Genomic DNA, 17,651 nt, shown 5'->3' on the forward strand with positions numbered 1-17,651 from the left:
CAGTTCCAGGCACAGCAGGCAACCAGCGATGTCAGCAAGAGCGCCCTGCTGCCCAAAATCTCGGCGGTTGGGTCAGCAAGCTACACACGTTTCGAGCCCAGGAATATACCCGGGGGGGCAAACGCCGATGAGCTGACGCGGCAACTCTTCTCGGGAGACAGTTATCGAACCTACCGCTACGGCGTCGAGCTGACCCAGCCACTGTTCCGGGCTCAAGACTGGTTCAGCTACGAAGCCAGCCAATTCCAGGCCGAGGCGGCCGAGGCCCAGTACAACCTGGCCCAGCAACAACTGATTCTGGATGTGGCAACCGCCTACTTCGATGTCCTGCGCGCCAAGGACACCGTCACAACCGCAAAAGCGACTGAAACGGCCATCCAGCGCCAGTACGAACAGGCCCGGGAACGGTTTGACGTGGGGCTCATTGCCGTCACCGAAGTCTATGAAGCGCGTGCCAGCTACGACGATGCCAGGAGCCAGCGCATCGCCGCCGACAACGACCTGAATGTGGCCAGGGAACAACTGGCCCGGTTAACCGGAGAATATCCGGACGCCATGGAAAATCTCAGGCAGAATTTTCCGCTCGGGCGCCCGGAGCCCATGGATCCGACTTCGTGGGAAGCAACCGCGGTGGAGCAAAACTGGTCTATTCAGGCGGCCCTGAGGCAACTCAATGCCAGCGAAGCCAGCCTGAAAGCGGCAAAGTCCGGTCATTTGCCAACCCTTGAGCTGAGCGCCTCCTACCAGGAAACCAGTCTGGAGAACGCCCTTTTTACCCAGCAGGAGCGCAGCCAGTCCGTTGCCTCACTGTCACTGACCATCCCGCTCTACACGGGCGGCGGCACCCAGGCCGGCGCCCGGGAACAGCGTTCGCTGGTCACCGCCGCCGAACAGGACCTGAATACGGTGCGCCGGGATGTACAGGTGAACACCCGCAGCCTGTTCCTGACCGTGAACAACAACGTGGAGACAGCCTCTGCCCTTGAGCAAACCATCATCTCCCGCCGCAGTGCACTGGATGCAACCCGCGCCGGCTATGATGTAGGTACCCGGAACATTGTGGAAGTGCTGGATGCAGAACGTGCGTACTACGTGGCGCTGCGGGATTACGCCAACGCCCGCTATGACTACGTGATCAACACCCTGAAACTGAAGCAGGCGGCAGGCACCCTGAGCCCGCAGGATCTGATTGACCTGAACAACTGGCTCAGCGAAGGCGCACGGGGCATTGAAGCCCTGGCCGAAGAAGGAAAGACACTGGACGATCCGGTGCAGTAAGTCGGGCAGCTTGCAGAATATTCCGGGTGCCAGTGCGGCACCCGGAGTTACAACCGCTCCGTAATACCCTCCACGACCTTATCCAGCGCACCCCGGTTCTTGTTGACCACCGCCAGAGCCCGCTCACCGTATGCCTTCAGCGCCTCCGGGTCGTCTATCAGTGAACAGATCGCCCGCGCCAGCTCATCCGCATTTTCGACCAGCTGGACACCCTGATCATCCAGTAAGCGCTGATAGATTGTCTCGAAATTAAACACATGAGTGCCGGAGAATACCGGAATGCCCCAGGCCGCAGGCTCCAGCGGATTGTGCCCTCCCCGCTCGATCAGTGAGCCGCCCACGAAGGCGAGGTCACTGGCTCCGTAAAGCATCATCAGCTCTCCCATGGTGTCGCCAAGATACACCTCCGCACCAGCGGGAGATGCTCCTGTTGACCGGCGAACCACGGAAAAGCCCTCGCCTTGAGCCATCTCAGCTACCGAATCAAACCGCTCCGGATGCCGGGGCACAATGATGAGTAAGGCATCGGCGTGCTGAGCCAGAATCTGGCGATGAGCCGCCAGCAATTGCTCGTCTTCTCCGGTGTGGGTGCTGCCGGCAATCCAAACGGGGCGCTCACCCAGGGATTTTCGGAAGCTGACAGAGGCCGCACGGACATCATCAGGAATATCCGCATCGAATTTTACGCTGCCGGTGACCTCAACATTACCCGGAGCCACTCCGATGCGGCGAAACCGCTCTGCGTCTTTTTCGGCTTGCGCAGCCACCCAGCTGATGCTTTTGATAATAGGTGCTGCCACGCCCCGAACCCGTTCATACCCCCGGGCAGATCGTTCAGACAGACGGGCATTGATCAGAAAAACAGGCACATGACGGTGTCGGCACTGGCGAATCATATTGGGCCAGATTTCCGTTTCCATGATCACCAGGATGCGGGGGTTAACCCGATTCAGGAAGCGCCGAATAGCCCCGGGCGTGTCGTAAGGGGCGTAGGCATAGGCTACCCTGTCACCAAACATCTTCCGGGCCTGGGCCAGCCCGGTATCAGTCATGGCAGTCATCAGGATGGTCGCACCCAGGTTACGGGCCAGCAGGCGCCGGACCATGGGGCCGGCGGCAATGGTTTCACCCACGGAAACTGCGTGAACCCAGATAACCGGCCCGTGCATCTCGGGCACCAGTCCCAGCCGGTGCTGCCAGTTCTGCCTCAAGGCCGGCGCCTTGCGGCCCTGCCACCAGAGCCGGACAAGGATAAACGGCAGGGCGAGCCGGATCAGCAGGGAATAGATAAACTGGAACACGCAGGACTCCCGGCAAAACAGTGCGTTATCATAGGGATAAATTTGTTGTGGACGGGCATCTTGCCCCCCGGAAAACCGTTTGTCGATGCAGGATTCACGATTTTGAAGAAGAAGTACCGCAAACTACCGCGAAACACAGACTATTCAGCCTATCGCCATCCTCGGTGGTGGCCAACCTGGCTTGGCATAGCGGCGATGTGGCTGGTGGCCCAGTTGCCCCTGCGCCTGCAATGGTGGCTGGGCAAAATTGCTGGCCTACTGGCCTGGCGGCTGGCGAAAAGCCGACGCCATATTGCCGAAGTGAACATTCGCCTGTGTTTTCCGGAGCTGAACCAGCAGCAACAGGCTGCGCTGGTTCGCAATGCCTTTATCGCCAACGGTATTGGTTTGCTGGAGATAGGTATTGCCTGGTTTCGTGACCCAGCCAGGCTCACGGGCATCACACAAGTCCATGGCCTTGAGCATTTCGAACAGGCCCTGGCTGGCGGCAAAGGCGTCTTATTACTGGGAGGGCATTACAGCACCCTGGACCTGGGCGGCAGCCTGGTTACACAGTTCATCGAAGCAGATGTCATGCAGCGGGATCATAACAACCCGCTGATGAACGCGGTAATGACAAGAGCCAGGGAGCGCCGCTACGGCACCGTGCTGGGCGCCCGGGACCTCCGGGGCCTGTTTCGCAGTCTGAAGAAAAACCGGGCGGTCTGGTATGCTACCGATCAGGATTACGGCCGTAAGGATATCGTGTTCGCGCCGTTTTTCGGCATCCCCGCCGGCACCATTACCGCCACGTCGCGAATCGCCGAACGCAGCGGCTGCAAAGTTGTTCCGTTCAGCCATTTCCGCCGGGATGGCAAACCTGGTTACGACATATACTTTCATCCGGCTTTGGATAACTTTCCGAGCGGCGACGATCAGGAAGATGCCACCCGCATCAATGCCATCATTGAAAGGGAAATCCGAAAGGCCCCAGATCAGTACCTCTGGATGCACCGCCGCTTCAAGACCCGCCCAGACAGGGATGACCCTGGTTTCTACGGGCGAAAGCGCAAGGACTAACTCGTGAGCAATCACTCGCAAGCACCGGTTGTCTGGCTGCTGACAGACAACAAGCCCGGCCACAAAAACCAACTCAAGGGGCTGGGCAATCGCCTGCGGGTGCTGACCGGCGCGGCGCTCTACTGGATCAGTGCCGAAGAATACCCGGTACCTCTGTGGCGAGCCCTGCTGGGTGTGGCCCCAGCCATGGATACAGCACTGCCCAAACCGGCCCTGATCGTGGCCGCAGGCACCGGTACTCACCGTTTATTGCTGGCACTTCGGCGCCTGGGCAAGGCCAAAACCCTGATATTGATGAAACCGGCCTTCCCACTGGGCTGGGTAGATGGCGCGATTATCCCGGCCCATGATGAGGTAAAGCCTGCTAACAATATCCTGCACACCGAAGGCGTGATCAACACCATCACACCCCTCGCCCGGCTGACCAGCAAACCGGAAGCCCTGATCCTGGTGGGTGGGCGTTCGGAACATTTCGATTGGGACGAAGATGCCATTCTGAATCAGATAAGCGACCTGATAGCCCGCTACCCTCAGTGGCGCTGGACCATCACCGATTCCCGTCGCACGCCGGAAATGACCAGCGAGCGACTGGCCGAATTGCAGAGCCCGAAAATCTCCGTAGTGCATCACACCCGTACCCACGACGACTGGCTCAGCCACCAGCTCGCTGCTTCCCGCGCCGTCTGGGTAACGCCGGACAGCATTTCCATGGTGTGCGAAGCCGCCACTTCCGGCGTGCCCACCGGCCTGCTGAACCTGAATGCGCGTGCCAACAGCCGCGTTGCGAACGGAGTAAAACGCCTGACAAAGCGGGGGCTGATTGCCCACTGGGCAGACCATGCCAGCGTGATGGCCGAACAAGCAGAAAGGCATGAACGACTCTGGGAAGCCGACCGGGCTGCCCGATGGGTGGCGGCTAACTATTTGGCTGCTTTTCAAAAATCAGGAAAGGAGGCCAGACAATGAAGATTCTCCAGGCTCTTCCTGCGCTCTATAGCGGTGGCGTGGAAAGAGGCACGGTGGAATTCGCCGCCGAGCTGGTCAAGCGCGGCCACCAGTCATTCGTGGTCTCCAACGGAGGCCCAATGGCCGAACAAGTTCGCGGCCAGGGCTCGACTCATATCCACATGCCCATTCACCGGAAAACGCCCGCGTCTTTCGGACAGATCCTGCCCATGCGAAAGCTGTTACAGGAGCTGCGGCCTGACATTGTTCATGTCCGCTCCCGCATGCCCGCCTGGATTATCCACCTGGCCCTGAAGACCCTGCCTGCCGACCAACAGCCCGCCGTTGTCTCAACCTTTCACGGTATGTATTCCGTCAATCCCTACAGCGCCATCATGACCAGGGCGGACCAGATCATTGCCGTCTCCAATTGCGTGCGGGATTACGTGTTGAAGAATTTCGAGGTAGCGGAAAACAAGCTGACGGTGATCCAGCGCGGCGTCGACATCGACGCCTTCCGCAACCGCGCCATAAATGATCAGTGGCTGGACATTCTCCTGTCCCGCTTCCCCCAACTGGCCGGCAAGAAAATCATTATGATGCCCGGCCGCATCTCCCGCTGGAAAGGCCAACTGGACTACCTTGAAGCCATGGCCCGCATTGTCCGCCAGCGGCCGGATTGTCACGGTATCATCGTAGGCGGGGCCGAACCGGGAAAAGAACGATTCCTGCAGGAGCTTGAAAAAGAGCGCAGCCGGCTGGGCCTGACCGATAAAGTCACATTCCTCGGCCAGCGCAACGACATGACCAACCTGTACCTGTTCGCCGATGTGGTTTGCCACATGTCCACCAAGCCTGAGCCGTTTGGCCGCACAGTGACCGAAGCATTGGCGTCCGGCACGCCAGTGGTTGCCTACAACCGGGGCGGTGCGGCGGAAACGCTGCAGGCATGCTTTCGGGACGGACTGGTGACTCCGGATGATACCGGGGCATTCGCCAGTGCGGTGTTGGGGCTGCTGGATAAGCCCCGGCCAGAGATTGAGTTGCCAGAGCGGTTTTTGTTGCGGGCGCAGACGGAGGCCACGCTCGCCATCTATCAAAAACTGATGGCAGCGCGGCAGGATCTCACCCCGTGAATATTCTGATGCTGATGCTCTCGGACAATCCAGATACCGGCGGCATGGAAAAACACGCCCGTGAACTCTCCAGCGAACTGGCACGACTGGGGCACACGGTGACGTTGGCGGCTGCATCACAGCATCTCTCGGACCTTGAACCAGCGGTAAAAACGCGAGCATTGGATACAGGTGGCTCACGCAACTCTCCCTTTTTACTGCTCACCGTCCTTCGTCTAATCAGAGCCAACGGTTTCGATGTTATTCATGCACAGGGCACGAAAGCGGCCTTCGTTCTTCAGCGGCTGACACCTTTTACGAGAAGCCTGATGCGAGTAGCGACCATTCACGGCTTCAAGTCGCGCTACCCTAAAGCCGCTGCGTTTCACCAACTGATCGCCGTCAGTCAGGCCCTTGCAACGGACATCGCCCAACCGGGCGTTACGGTCATCTACAATGGCGTATCGGTTATTCCTCAGGCGCCAGCCCTGCTTCCCAAGGAAACAGAACGGCCGGTTTGGCTGGCCGTGGGCAGATTGGTGTCGGTCAAAGGCTTCGACTTTCTCATCAGAACCTTTCAGTATTGCCCGGGAACCCTGCTCATAGCGGGTGACGGGCCTGAGCGGCAGCGACTTGCGGATCTCATCAGCTCAACCCATCAGTCTGAGACGGTGAAGTTGCTTGGCTTCCGCTCAGACGTTCCCGCACTGATGGCTGCGGCAGATGGGGTGGTGATCAGCTCTGAAAGAGAAGGGTTTTCTTATGTGTGTGCAGAAGCGCTCTTGCTCGGTAAGCCCGTCATTTCAACCGACGTACCGATAGCCAACGAAATCTTGCCTGAAAAACACATCTTTCGTGGTGAAGACCCAAAGCGGTTTGCTGCTTATCTAAGCCAAGACACTTCAACATTGGTCGCCGAGCAGGCAGAAGCACAAGCATTTGCTGCTGATCAACTATCGCTTTCCAGCATGGCTAGCCAAACGCTGAATGTCTATCAGAGAGCTATCGCTAACCTTGTTTCAATACACTAATAATCTTCGCCGCAATCCGTTCATGCCCTGCGGCTGTCAGGTGAGTACCGTCCTCCATGAGAGTGAGGTCGCGATGCGCCCAGATATCCTCATAAACATCCACGTACATCACATTATCGTGGGATTCCGCAATCCTCGCTAATGCTTCGTTGTAGACTTTGATCCTTGGGTTGCGTGGCTCATCCAGGTTGGGCGCCGTTGCAACAAGAATAAAACGGGTCTTGGGCGCCGATACAATCACCTGATGAAGGTTATCCACGTATTCTGATAACGGTACCTGTTCAACAGCCCCCAAACGCTTTTGCAGCTGCCATACACGCGCCAGTTTCTTGAGCTTCTTAACCAGCTTTCTGGCCAGTTTACGCAAGGGGAAATCAGGGTAATAAAGCACATAGGGTGCCCCGCGAAACGTTAGCCAGGAGTCCACCAGACCATACTGGACAAAAGCAACAGCGTACTGTGACGCGGGGAAAGCACGATTGTACTCAAGCAGTTCACGAGTCGTGCTCATAGTGTGTCCGCAATTGGTCAGCTCAAGCGCTTCCGACTCACAAACAATCTGTGGCCATAAAGGGAAACATTCACCTTTAAGCCCTTCTGTGTTGCAATCCCCGTATGCTATTGCCCGATTCACTCTCTCGCCTCAACTAATGAAACCATGCTAGACCTGTCTGACAAGTTGCCGTTCGCGCAGGGCTACAATCGCCTGTGTTACGAACACCCGTTAGATTCAGCCCGCTGCCTGAAGATCGTTCGCCCCGAAAATATTGCAGCCCGCACCCAAAGGCAATCACGCCTCAAGCAGCTTTTAGGAACCAATCGGCTCAACGATAACACCCAGGAGATCATCGCGCACAATCAGCGTGCCATACGAGAACTGCTCGCTAAAGGTCGCGAAGATCTTGTCTGGTCGCATCTGCCAAGGTTCTATGGAAGCGTGCAAACTTCCCTTGGCGAGGCCAATGAAAGCGAACTGATTCGTTGTGCTGATGGCAATGTTGCGCCAACGCTCGAAACACTGATGCAAGACCATGGCCTGACACCGGAACTGGAAACAGGCATCAGAGAATTTCTCGACTGGCTGAAACAAACCCGAATACTCACCAGAAACCTGCTCCCTCATAACCTGGTCGTCACGGATCGGATTGGCCGCACTCAATTGTTTCTGGTGGATGGTCTCGGGGCGCCAACGATCCCCCAGGCGCTGGCGCCGCTACCGGGCTGGAGTTCACATTACATAGATAGAAAGATCGACAGGTTCAGAAAACGACTGGCCTGGGAACAAAACGGCGAAGGTCTATCCTGGGAAGATTTCCAACGCCTAAGATAAAACCGTTAAGATCTGCGTGTTAACATATAGTGTCAGTGATTCTTAGCCGAATTGGCAACAATTCAACACCCTGGAGCGCGCACATGATTCACCCCGTCATTATGGCCGGAGGCACCGGCTCTCGCCTTTGGCCGTTATCCAGGCAACTGAACCCCAAGCAGTTCCTGAAACTGACGGACCAACATCTATCCATGCTGCAGCTGACCGTGGCGCGGCTGGATGGTATGGAATCCGCCGATCCACTCCTGATCTGCAATGAAGACCACCGTTTTCTGGCGGCTGAGCAAATGCGCCAGGCGGGCTACAAAGATGCCCGAATTATTCTGGAGCCTTGTGGACGCAACACGGCACCGGCCATCGCTCTGGCAGCCCTGCAACTGGTCAAGAACATCGATGAAAACCAGAACCCGCTGATGCTGGTTCTGGCCGCAGACCACCTGATCAAAGATATCGCTGCGTTCCAGAGCGGCATCCAGAAAGCCATACCCCTGGCTCAGCAGGACAAGCTGGTGACCTTCGGCATAGTACCCGGCCATGCGGAAACCGGTTACGGCTACATCCAGCAAGGCCCGAAATTGGCGGACGACAGCTTCAGCGTTAGCCGGTTTGTAGAGAAGCCCGACCAGACTACCGCGGAAGAATACCTCGCATCCGGTGATTACCTCTGGAACAGTGGCATGTTCCTGTTCGGCGCCCGCACCTACCTTCAGGAACTGCAGAAACACCGCCCGGACATTCTTGCGATCTGCCAGGCAGCGCTGGACGACGCCAGCGAGGATCTGCACTTCACCCGCGTGAATGAAAGCGTATTCGCCGAGTGCCCGGAAGATTCCATCGATTACGCCGTGATGGAAAAGACCGATAACGCCGCCGTGGTAGCGCTCGATGCCGGCTGGAGCGATATCGGCTCCTGGTCCGCCTTGTGGGAAGTTTCCGAGAAAGACAGCTGCGGAAACGCATTCAGCGGTGATGTCATTGCCCATAACACAGAGAGCACTCTGGTCCGGGCAGACAGCCGCCTTGTGGCCACGGTTGGCGTGAAAGATCTGGTGATCATTGAAACCAAAGACGCCTTGCTGGTCGCCCATAAAGATCAGGTCCAGGATGTCAAAAAGGTGGTTGAACGCATCAAGAATGATGGTCGACACGAGCACATGAATCACCGGGAAGTCTACCGGCCCTGGGGTGTATATGATTCCATCGATAATGGCCACCGCTACCAGGTGAAACGCATCACCGTGAAGCCCGGCGCCAAGCTGTCTGTCCAGATGCACCACCACCGGGCAGAACACTGGATTGTCGTCAGCGGCACCGCAAAGGTAACCAATGGCGAGGAGTCGTACCTGGTGACCGAGAACCAGTCCACTTACATACCGGTCGGCCAGATCCATTGCCTTGAAAACCCCGGCGTTATTGATCTGGAACTGATTGAAGTGCAGTCCGGATCCTATCTGGGCGAAGACGATATTGTACGATTCGAGGACCGGTACGGCAGATCATGAGCAAATTCAAGTATTACCTGATTGCCGGCCTGTTGCGGATGGTTAGCTATTTACCCCTGGGAGCCGCACAGTTCATCGGCAAATGGCTGGGGCTCCTGGCCTGGAAACTGGGCGGCAGGCCAAAGAAGATCACCGACATCAATCTGGACATCTGCCTGCCGGAACTCACCGAAGAGCAGCGCAGGGACCTTTCCAGAGACTCCCTGGCCCACACCGGCATGACGGCCCTGGAAATTCCGCTGATGTGGGAGTGGCCCGTAGATAAGTGCCTTGGGTTGATCAAGGAAACGGAAGGCCTGGAGCTGGTTGATGAGGCCCTGGCGACCGGCAAAGGATTGATCTTGCTCGCGCCCCACCTTGGCAACTGGGAGCTGGCCGGCCTGTTTTTCTCTTCCCGCTATAAGATGGCCGCGCTATATAGCCCTCCGCACATCAAGGAATTCGAAGATTACATGATTCGGGTGAGGGGGCGCCTGGGCTCCGAACTGGTACGCGGCGACCGTAAAGGCCTGATGCGCCTGATGGGCATTTTGAAGGAAGGTGGCGTAGCCGGCATTCTTCCCGACCAGTCTCCCCGGGGCAAAACCAACGCCTACGCGCCCTTTTTTGGCATGGACGTGATGACCATGACCCTGGTCGGCAAGTTGGTACAGAAAACCGGGGCCAATGTTCTGGTGACCTACGCCGAGCGCCTGCCCAACGGCGAAGGCTTCAAGATTCTGGTCACTCCGGCGGAGCCTGGCATTGGTGCCGATGATGCAGTGGCCGGCGCCACCGCATTGAATCAATCCGTGGAAAAGGTGGTACGAATGGCCCCTGAACAGTACCAGTGGGAGTACAAACGTATGCGGCACCGGCCGCCGGGGAACCCGAATCCTTATAAGCCCGGGCAGATTTGCGACTAACCGCCCGGCTGCCAGGAACTACCTTAGGATTGCAAGGTTGCGGAGTAGAGTCCCAGGTAACGCTCCGCTACCGACGCAGGGCTGAACGCTGTTAATCCAGCCTGGGCAGCGTCTGCGAAAGCGGCGGCCTGCTCAGGGCTATCGAGGATAAACTGAATCGCCGAAGCCAAAGCCTCCGGGTCACCCGGAGATACCAGAAGACCATTCGCTTTATCGGAGATCAGATCAGGAATGCCTCCGGCTTTGGCCCCAACCACCGGCACACGATGTTGCATGGCCTCAAGAATCGTTGAGCCAAGCCCCTCGGAGAGTGAGGGGAACACGAAGACATCCAGAGCTGCCAACCAATCCCCGACGTTATCTTTATGCCCCAGAAAACTGACGTTGGGCAAACCCTGTGCCTGGGACTTGAGCCACTGTTCATCTGGCCCTTCTCCCAGGAAAATGAACTGCACGTCTGGCCTGAGGCTGCCCAGCAAACGCGCTGCCTCAATCGTGATGTGATAACCCTTGTGCTTCAGGAGGCGCCCCACTTGGCCAACCAGGCGTTTGGCGGGATACTGCTGCCGGATAGCTTCGACGGCGTCTGGTGCGGCGGGAAAGCCTGAGAAACTCGAGGGAATGATGACAGTGTCCACGCGGCCCAGTCGCTGTTGTACAACTGATTCAATGGCCGAACTCAGGCAGACGACGGTCGCGGCTCCGCCATAGGCCGCAGACGTCAGGCGCCCGGTTCCGATGGGATTATCGACTCGCCGTGTGACGACGTAAGGCGTTCTACGCAGGCGGGACTCGATCCAGGCCCAGTAGACTGATTTACCGTCGTGGCAATGAACGAGGTCCCAATCCCCCTTGCCGTGGCCCAGCAGAAAATGTCCAGTCTCTCGCCTACCGAGCGATTGGATGCTTTCCAGCTCAGCCCATAGACGACTCCCCGGCCGGGCCACCAGCGATTGCTGAATGCCACGCTTCGCCAGCTCCCGAATCAGGTTTACGGTCTGTCGCTCACCACCGGAAAAACCTCCGGCCAGATTTACGTGGCAAATGTGCATACCAACTCGGCCCCGTCGATGTTTTAATGGCGGCAGTGTAAGAGATCGACCATGAAAAGGACATAACACTGTGAAGCTACTTGTAATCAGCTCCTATGTAGATACCTGGAACTCTGTTCGGCCAGAAGCCGAAATGCTGATCGGGCTGGCAAAATTGGGTGTCGAAGTTGAGCTGATGACACAACCGGATGCGGAGTACCGCTCCCGATTTGAAGAAAACGGCATCAAGGTACACGGTTTCCATCCCCGAAAGAAAATAGAGCCTGAAGCCATTCGTCGAATTCGTCACCTCCTGATCGAAGGCAAGTTTGACGCCGTGTACTGCTTTAACAACAAAGCCATCGCTAACACCAACCTTGCGGCAATCGGCCTGCCAGTCAAAGTTATGACCTATCGAGGCCAAACCGGCAATATCAGCCGCTGGGACCCAAGTGGCTACCTGACCCACTTAAGCCCACGGGTGGATCGAATTATCTGCGTTTCCAAAGCAACCCGCGATGACCTACAAAAGCACGTCTGGGGCAACAAAGACAAAGTTTGTACGGTCTATAAAGGCCACGATCTCGACTGGTACCAGGATACTCCGGTAGACCTCAAACAATTCGGCGTACCGGATGGCGCCTTTGTGGTTGGGGCGGTGGCAAATATCCGCCCCAGAAAAGGACTGCCAATTCTGCTGAAAGCCACACACCTTTTACCCGCGGACAGCAACATCCACCTATTGCTCGTGGGCCGGGGAATGGACAATCCAGAGGTTCAGGCTCTAATCCAGGCCAGCCCGATGGCCGACAGAATTCACCTGACTGGATTCAGAAAAGACGCGCCAGCCATCATTGCGTCCTGCCAGGTATCCGTGCTGGCTTCGACCAAACGCGAGGGGCTTCCAAAAACGGTGATTGAAGCTATGGCCTATGGCGTTGCACCAATCGTCAGCGATACCGGAGGAAGTGCGGAGCTCATTGAAGATGGCGTTTCCGGCATACGCGTAACGCCCGGTAGCGCTGAAGAAATTGCTGCAGGCATTCAGCGGCTGCATGAATCCCCAGAACTATGCGCAAATATGGGCCAAAGCGCTCGAGATAGAATCGCCTCGCACTTTCACGTACAGCATTCGTCTGAAGCCCTTTTGAAGGTGCTGAGGGAAACCGTCAACGGCGAGTTTTAATCCAGAGTGCTGCGTATTTGTTGAAGGCATAAATGGCGGTGGTGACGGCCAGCAAAAACCCATGCCGGCCGTCCAGAAAACCCCTTTGAAGCAGATACTTCCGGACAAATGCGCCTAAACTGTGGGTGCAGGCGGAAAACAGTGAGGCTTTCTTGCCACGGCGGGCCCGCCCCTCGGCCCAATCCTCCGCATAGCGGACGGATTTCGCCATGTAATCCGGGAAATTGGTCGCGGTATAGTGCAACAAATCCCCGTCAAGCGTTTCTACGCTGGCATCGGGACAGTGCACCTTTTCATGCACCAGAGCATTGTCATACCCGTATTCTTCACGGCGGTACAACCGGACCACTTTGTCGGGATACCAGCCAGAGTGCCGGATGAAACGACCAAAAAACCACGACAACCGCTTTACCTGAAACACCTTCTTCGCCGGAGCCTGTTCGATGGCGCGCTGAATGGAGGAGGCCAGTTCCGGGGTGACCACTTCGTCGGTATCGATCCAGAACAACCACTCGCCCTGCGCGTGGCTTTGGGCCCTCTGACGCTGCGGACCAAAGCCTGGCCAGTCGTCCGATTGGAAAATGCGCGCGCCGAATCTCTCGGCGACAGACAACGTATCGTCTGTCGAACCGGAATCCAGAATCACAATCTCATCGGCAAACGCCAGGCTTTCCAGGCACTTGGCAAACTCTGTTCCTGCGTTTTTTGTGATAAGTACCGCGCTGAGTTTCACTGACAGGCCTCCATAACCCGCTGCACCGAAATGCCCGTCAGACAGTTGTAATGGCCGAAACGGCAGGTGCGCTCAAAGCAGGGGCTGCACTCCACCGGATGCCGGACAATCGTCGCCTTATCCGTCAGCGGCGGAGTGAAATCGGGGCTGGTGGAACCGTAGATGGCAACCACTTCAGCACCCGAGGCCGCAGCCACATGCATCAAACCGGAATCGTGACTGACCACTTTGCGGCAATGACTGAACAGGTCCACGGTATCTTCCAGGCGGGTTTTGCCACAAAGATTGAACACGCCCTCCTGACCATTGGCAATCTGCTCACCCGGCTCCACATCTTTCGGGCCACCCATAACCCAGACCTGAAAGCCCTGCTGCACCAGTTTTTCAGCGAGCGCCCGGTGGTTTTCAAGAGGCCACTGCTTTGCTGGGCCGAACTCCGCACCGGGGCAGATGGCAATGGCGGGGCGTTCCGGGTTCAGGCCCAGTTTACCCATCACGTCGTTCAGGTTCGCTTTGTCAATCGTCAGTGACGGTTGTGGCACATCAAACTGATAGTTCTCGTAATCCGCCTTGCTGGCCCCAAGCCCCATGTAACGCCACACGGTTTTGTCGGTAATGGTAGAGCCGTCTCGGGTTGGGTGTCTGCGCCGGGCATCGGTAAGCAGAATCGAGCGCCCCTCCCCACTGAAACCAACCCGCTTGGGAATGCCTGCAAAGAAAGGAATCAAAGCGGACTTAAACGAACGCGGCAGGACAATCGCTTTATCGTATCCTTTCAGCGTTCGGGCCAATCGCCACTGGGCCTTCAGGGCCAGCTCACCACTTTTCCAGGGTGCCGCGATACCTTTGTTTACCTCTGGCATCCGAGCGATGATCGGGAGCGACCACCCGGGAGCCAGCACGTCGATTTTTGCTTGCGGGTCCTGTTGTTTGAGGGACATGAACAGCGCCTGAGCCATAACCATGTCACCCACCCAAGACGGGCCAACCACCAGATATTTCATCGATCCAGCCAAGCCAGGTAGGCCGCTACACCATTGGCAACGTCGGTGAACGAATCGGTATAGCCCGCATCACGCAACGCACTGACATCCGCCTGGGTAAAGCTCTGATAACGGCCTTTCAGCTCATCCGGGAAAGGGATGAACTCCACCTTGCCCTTACCGTGGTACTGAATGACTGCCTCCGCCACCTCCAGGAACGACTGGGCACGGCCGGTGCCCAGGTTGAAAATGCCGGACTGGTCCGGATTATCATAGAACCACAGGTTCACCTTGCACACGTCGTCTACATATACAAAGTCACGCTGTTGCCCACCGTCAGAATAGCCATCCCAACCTTGGAACAGCTTGGGATTCTGGCCAGCTTTGATCTGTTCGTGCAGGTGATAGGCCACGGACGCCATCTTGCCCTTGTGCTGCTCCCTCGGGCCGTACACGTTGAAGTAGCGGAAACCAACAACCTGGCTGCGGGCGGAGGGCAGAATCTTGCGCACGTACTGGTCAAACTGCCACTTGGAATAACCGTAAACATTAAGCGGTCGCTCGCACTCGCGCTCTTCCCGAAATTCATCACTGGCTCCGTAGACGGCGGCACTGGACGCATAGAGGAACGGCACCTTGCGATCAAGGCACCAGTGCAACAACACCTTGGAGTAGGTGTAGTTGTTCTCCATCATGAACTTGCCATCCCACTCGGTGGTGTCTGAACAGGCCCCCTCGTGGAAGATGGCCCTTATACCCACCGGCAGGTCATTCGCTTTGACCCGCTCCAGGAACTCACCTTTGTCCATGTAATCCGTGACATCCAGCTCCGCCAGGTTCCGGAAACGGGTACCGTCGGTCAGATCGTCCACCACCAGAATATCGGTTTCGCCACGCGAGTTAAGGGCGTGAATAATGTTGGCTCCAATGAAACCGGCACCGCCAGTGACGACAATCATGGTAAGGCTCCTGAAATTTCTGTGCGGACAGGCCAGAAGATGGCCGCTGTGTTCAGCCGTAATACTAACCTCTTTTGTACCTGCCTAAAACAACCAGAGCCCGAGTCTCCATCGGCCAGAACCATGATGAACACTGGATTAACGGGCGGTTAGTCTGTGAAAAAGCATATGGGACGCCTGTTGCGGCCATGGTACACTTCGCGTTTGGAACTGGTGCTGCCGCACCGGGTCGACTTTGGGATTGTTCATACCGGAGGCTCACATGTCCCAGCCAAGCAGTTACCTCGCCACCCTGGAACGGCACCGCAAAACCTTTGCAGTGATGGAAGAACACCAGGAAGCCGTCGAGCAACTGTTGGAGCTGACGCGCCAAAGCCTGAAACGGGGCGGCAAGATCATTTTCTTGGGCAACGGCGGCAGTGCTGCAGATTCGCAGCATTTGGCGGCCGAGTTCATGGTCCGCTATAAAAAAGAGCGCGGCCCCCTGGCCTCCATCGCCCTGACCACAGACACGTCCATTCTGACAGCACACCCGAACGACTACGAATTCGAGACCGTATTTGAGCGACAAGTTCTGGGCCTGGGAAAGCCTGAAGACCTGGTGATCGGCCTGACCACCTCCGGCCAGAGTGAGAACATCAACCGGGCCCTGAAAGCTGCCAACGACATGGGCGCCGCAACCGTTGCTCTGACCGGCCGGGATGGCGGCAAGGTAAAAGACATCGCCAGGCTGTCCATCATCATCAACAGTGACGAAACCGCCCGCATCCAGGAGGCCCATATGTTCATCGGCCACTGGCTGTGTGAAGCGATGGATGAGGTGGTGCTGTCCGGAGGCCTTGACTGATGCTTGATCTGGCCCGGCTGGACCAGCTTCAGAACGCCTCTGTGCTGGTGATTGGCGATGTCATGCTCGACCGCTATTTCATTGGCGACACCAACCGCATTTCACCGGAAGCACCGGTGCCGGTGGTACGCGTCGCACACACAGAAGACCGGGCCGGCGGTGCCGCCAACGTTGCCAGAAACATTGCCCACCTTGACGGCCAGGCCGCCATTCTAGGCATCATCGGCAACGACACAGACGGTCGTTTGCTGAAAGATCTTCTGGTCAAAGAAAAGGTCCATTCCGAGCTCCTGGAACTGGACGACGCACGCACCATTTCCAAAACGAGAATCATCTCCCGCCATCAACAGATGGTTCGGCTCGACATGGAAGACACCTTCCCCGTCGCCCAGGCCGAAAGCATTAAGCAGCGTTACGGCGAACTGGTTGAGCAATACAATACCGTCATCATCAGCGACTACGCCAAAGGCACCCTCGCCTGTGTTGGCGACTTGATTAAGGCTGCGCGAAAGGCCGGCAAGCAAGTTCTGGTGGACCCGAAAAGCAAAGACTTCTCCCTGTATCGTGGCGCAACCGTCATTACCCCGAATCTGAGTGAATTCAAGGCCGCCGGCGGAGATGCCTCCTCAGATGACGCCATGCTGAGTTCGGCCCGCGCCATGCTGGCCGACGCGGGCATCGATACCATGCTGCTGACCCGCAGCGAGCAAGGCATGAGTCTGATCACCCCGACGGAGCACCACCATTTCCCGGCGGAAGTCCTGGAAGTAAGCGATGTCACCGGCGCCGGTGACACTGTGATTGCTACACTGGGCACCCTGCTGAGCGCCGGGTTTGATCTGAAAGACGCCGCCTGGCTGTCCAACCTTGCGGCTGGCATTGTGGTCGCCAAACTAGGCGCCGCAACCGTTTCCCCGGAGGAACTGGCTGCCCGCGCCAGCCACCAGTGGTCGGCCAAGACCAGCGGCTACCACCCCAGCGTCGAGCAGAGCCTGCTGCACATTGATTACGCCCGACAACAGGGCGAACGGATTGTCTTTACCAACGGCTGCTTCGACATCCTGCACGCCGGCCATGTGCGCTACCTGGCCCAGGCCCGGGCGCTCGGTGACAGACTGGTTGTCGGGCTGAACTCCGATGCCTCCGTGCGTCGCCTGAAGGGCGAGGAGCGCCCGGTGAACTCGCTGGAAGACCGGATGGAAGTGCTATCCGCCCTGGCCTGTGTGGACTGGGTCATCCCCTTCGGTGACAACACTGAGGAGAACGACACCCCGGAGCAACTCATCAAACGGGTGAACCCGCAGGTGCTCGCCAAAGGCGGCGACTACTCAATCGACACCATCGTCGGCGCGGACTTTGTTCAGGAAAACGGCGGTGAGGTTGCCATTCTGCCCACGGTTGAAGGCCGTTCCACCACCGGGCTGATCAAGAAAGTTCGAGGCTGAT

General features: G+C 57.4%; 17 protein-coding genes. 11 read left to right on the forward strand and 6 right to left on the reverse strand.

Annotated elements, in window-relative coordinates; translation table 11 throughout:
• A partial coding sequence (locus tag B3Y70_RS14115; RefSeq protein WP_288589975.1) for a TolC family outer membrane protein occupies positions 1-1,278 on the forward strand: 1,278 nt, incomplete at its 5' end.
• A 47-nt stretch (positions 1,279-1,325) separates the two neighbouring features.
• On the opposite strand, the gene waaA is transcribed toward B3Y70_RS14115, so the two are convergent.
• On the reverse strand, positions 1,326-2,579 hold the full coding sequence (gene waaA / locus B3Y70_RS14120) for a lipid IV(A) 3-deoxy-D-manno-octulosonic acid transferase (RefSeq protein WP_153741304.1): 1,254 nt from the start codon (positions 2,577-2,579) through the stop codon (positions 1,326-1,328).
• 102 nt (positions 2,580-2,681) lie between these two features.
• Here waaA and lpxL point away from each other — a divergent pair, with 102 nt between their 5' ends.
• Genes lpxL through B3Y70_RS14140 form a run of 4 tightly spaced genes read left to right on the forward strand, consistent with a single transcriptional unit; the run spans position 2,682 to position 6,729 of the window.
• Entirely contained in the window at positions 2,682-3,638 is a 957-nt protein-coding gene (gene lpxL / locus B3Y70_RS14125) for an LpxL/LpxP family Kdo(2)-lipid IV(A) lauroyl/palmitoleoyl acyltransferase (RefSeq protein WP_011784319.1), read from the forward strand.
• A 3-nt stretch (positions 3,639-3,641) separates the two neighbouring features.
• On the forward strand, positions 3,642-4,604 hold the full coding sequence (locus B3Y70_RS14130) for a mitochondrial fission ELM1 family protein (RefSeq protein ID WP_153741303.1): 963 nt from the start codon (positions 3,642-3,644) through the stop codon (positions 4,602-4,604).
• Complete coding sequence (locus B3Y70_RS14135; protein ID WP_153741302.1) at positions 4,601-5,719, forward strand: glycosyltransferase family 4 protein; 1,119 nt, start codon at positions 4,601-4,603, stop codon at positions 5,717-5,719. Before B3Y70_RS14130 ends, B3Y70_RS14135 begins: the two co-directional genes overlap by 4 nt.
• Complete coding sequence (locus tag B3Y70_RS14140; protein ID WP_011784316.1) at positions 5,716-6,729, forward strand: glycosyltransferase; 1,014 nt, start codon at positions 5,716-5,718, stop codon at positions 6,727-6,729. Before B3Y70_RS14135 ends, B3Y70_RS14140 begins: the two co-directional genes overlap by 4 nt.
• On the opposite strand, the gene B3Y70_RS14145 is transcribed toward B3Y70_RS14140, so the two are convergent.
• Complete coding sequence (locus tag B3Y70_RS14145; protein ID WP_011784315.1) at positions 6,707-7,363, reverse strand: SGNH/GDSL hydrolase family protein; 657 nt, start codon at positions 7,361-7,363, stop codon at positions 6,707-6,709. The genes B3Y70_RS14140 and B3Y70_RS14145 overlap by 23 nt on opposite strands.
• Positions 7,364-7,387: 24 nt before the next feature.
• Between B3Y70_RS14145 and B3Y70_RS14150 the strand changes: the two genes are divergently transcribed.
• From B3Y70_RS14150 to B3Y70_RS14160, 3 genes are all read left to right on the forward strand, one after another.
• A complete protein-coding gene (locus tag B3Y70_RS14150) occupies positions 7,388-8,059 on the forward strand; it encodes a YrbL family protein (RefSeq protein WP_011784314.1) in 672 nt (223 codons plus the stop codon).
• Between the two features lie 83 nt (positions 8,060-8,142).
• Positions 8,143-9,561: a mannose-1-phosphate guanylyltransferase/mannose-6-phosphate isomerase gene (locus B3Y70_RS14155; RefSeq protein ID WP_011784313.1), complete on the forward strand. Its 1,419-nt coding sequence runs from the start codon at positions 8,143-8,145 to the stop codon at positions 9,559-9,561.
• A complete protein-coding gene (locus B3Y70_RS14160; RefSeq protein ID WP_011784312.1) occupies positions 9,558-10,466 on the forward strand; it encodes a lysophospholipid acyltransferase family protein in 909 nt (302 codons plus the stop codon). Before B3Y70_RS14155 ends, B3Y70_RS14160 begins: the two co-directional genes overlap by 4 nt.
• 23 nt (positions 10,467-10,489) lie before the next feature.
• Here B3Y70_RS14160 and B3Y70_RS14165 read toward each other — a convergent pair whose 3' ends face one another.
• Entirely contained in the window at positions 10,490-11,518 is a 1,029-nt protein-coding gene (locus B3Y70_RS14165) for a glycosyltransferase family 4 protein (RefSeq protein WP_273030110.1), read from the reverse strand.
• 70 nt (positions 11,519-11,588) lie between these two features.
• Here B3Y70_RS14165 and B3Y70_RS14170 point away from each other — a divergent pair, with 70 nt between their 5' ends.
• The gene (locus B3Y70_RS14170) at positions 11,589-12,683 is read left to right on the forward strand and encodes a glycosyltransferase family 4 protein (protein WP_273030111.1); all 1,095 of its coding nucleotides are present in this window, start codon (positions 11,589-11,591) and stop codon (positions 12,681-12,683) included.
• On the opposite strand, the gene B3Y70_RS14175 is transcribed toward B3Y70_RS14170, so the two are convergent.
• The 3 genes from B3Y70_RS14175 to rfaD are packed head-to-tail and all read right to left on the reverse strand — an operon-like array spanning position 12,667 to position 15,358.
• Positions 12,667-13,416 (reverse strand): glycosyltransferase family 2 protein, encoded by a 750-nt coding sequence (locus B3Y70_RS14175; protein WP_273030112.1) that lies wholly within the window; start codon positions 13,414-13,416, stop codon positions 12,667-12,669. The genes B3Y70_RS14170 and B3Y70_RS14175 overlap by 17 nt on opposite strands.
• Positions 13,413-14,420 (reverse strand): lipopolysaccharide heptosyltransferase II, encoded by a 1,008-nt coding sequence (gene waaF / locus B3Y70_RS14180; RefSeq protein ID WP_273030114.1) that lies wholly within the window; start codon positions 14,418-14,420, stop codon positions 13,413-13,415. The genes B3Y70_RS14175 and waaF overlap by 4 nt, the downstream gene beginning before the upstream one ends.
• Positions 14,417-15,358 carry an ADP-glyceromanno-heptose 6-epimerase gene (gene rfaD, locus B3Y70_RS14185; RefSeq protein WP_153741298.1) on the reverse strand — a complete coding sequence of 314 codons (942 nt, stop codon included), beginning with the start codon at positions 15,356-15,358 and terminating at the stop codon, positions 14,417-14,419. Before rfaD ends, waaF begins: the two co-directional genes overlap by 4 nt.
• Before the next feature lie 262 nt (positions 15,359-15,620).
• Between rfaD and B3Y70_RS14190 the strand changes: the two genes are divergently transcribed.
• The gene (locus tag B3Y70_RS14190) at positions 15,621-16,205 is read left to right on the forward strand and encodes a D-sedoheptulose-7-phosphate isomerase (protein WP_153741297.1); all 585 of its coding nucleotides are present in this window, start codon (positions 15,621-15,623) and stop codon (positions 16,203-16,205) included.
• Positions 16,202-17,650 (forward strand): bifunctional D-glycero-beta-D-manno-heptose-7-phosphate kinase/D-glycero-beta-D-manno-heptose 1-phosphate adenylyltransferase HldE, encoded by a 1,449-nt coding sequence (hldE, locus tag B3Y70_RS14195; protein ID WP_379945200.1) that lies wholly within the window; start codon positions 16,202-16,204, stop codon positions 17,648-17,650. The genes B3Y70_RS14190 and hldE overlap by 4 nt, the downstream gene beginning before the upstream one ends.
• The last annotated feature ends 1 nt before the right edge of the window (position 17,651 follow it).

The organism is Marinobacter sp. UBA5687, assembly GCF_002420325.1.
Classification (GTDB): Bacteria; Pseudomonadota; Gammaproteobacteria; order Pseudomonadales; family Oleiphilaceae; genus Marinobacter; species Marinobacter nauticus.

Coding starts and splice junctions, on each gene's coding strand:
- B3Y70_RS14190 (WP_153741297.1), top strand. CDS start 15,621: ATGTCCCAGCCAAGCAGTTACCTCGCCACCCTGGAACGGCACCGCAAA.
- B3Y70_RS14150 (WP_011784314.1), top strand. CDS start 7,388: ATGCTAGACCTGTCTGACAAGTTGCCGTTCGCGCAGGGCTACAATCGC.
- B3Y70_RS14155 (WP_011784313.1), top strand. CDS start 8,143: ATGATTCACCCCGTCATTATGGCCGGAGGCACCGGCTCTCGCCTTTGG.
- B3Y70_RS14160 (WP_011784312.1), top strand. CDS start 9,558: ATGAGCAAATTCAAGTATTACCTGATTGCCGGCCTGTTGCGGATGGTT.
- waaF (WP_273030114.1), bottom strand. CDS start 14,420: ATGAAATATCTGGTGGTTGGCCCGTCTTGGGTGGGTGACATGGTTATG.
- B3Y70_RS14165 (WP_273030110.1), bottom strand. CDS start 11,518: ATGCACATTTGCCACGTAAATCTGGCCGGAGGTTTTTCCGGTGGTGAG.
- rfaD (WP_153741298.1), bottom strand. CDS start 15,358: ATGATTGTCGTCACTGGCGGTGCCGGTTTCATTGGAGCCAACATTATT.
- B3Y70_RS14135 (WP_153741302.1), top strand. CDS start 4,601: ATGAAGATTCTCCAGGCTCTTCCTGCGCTCTATAGCGGTGGCGTGGAA.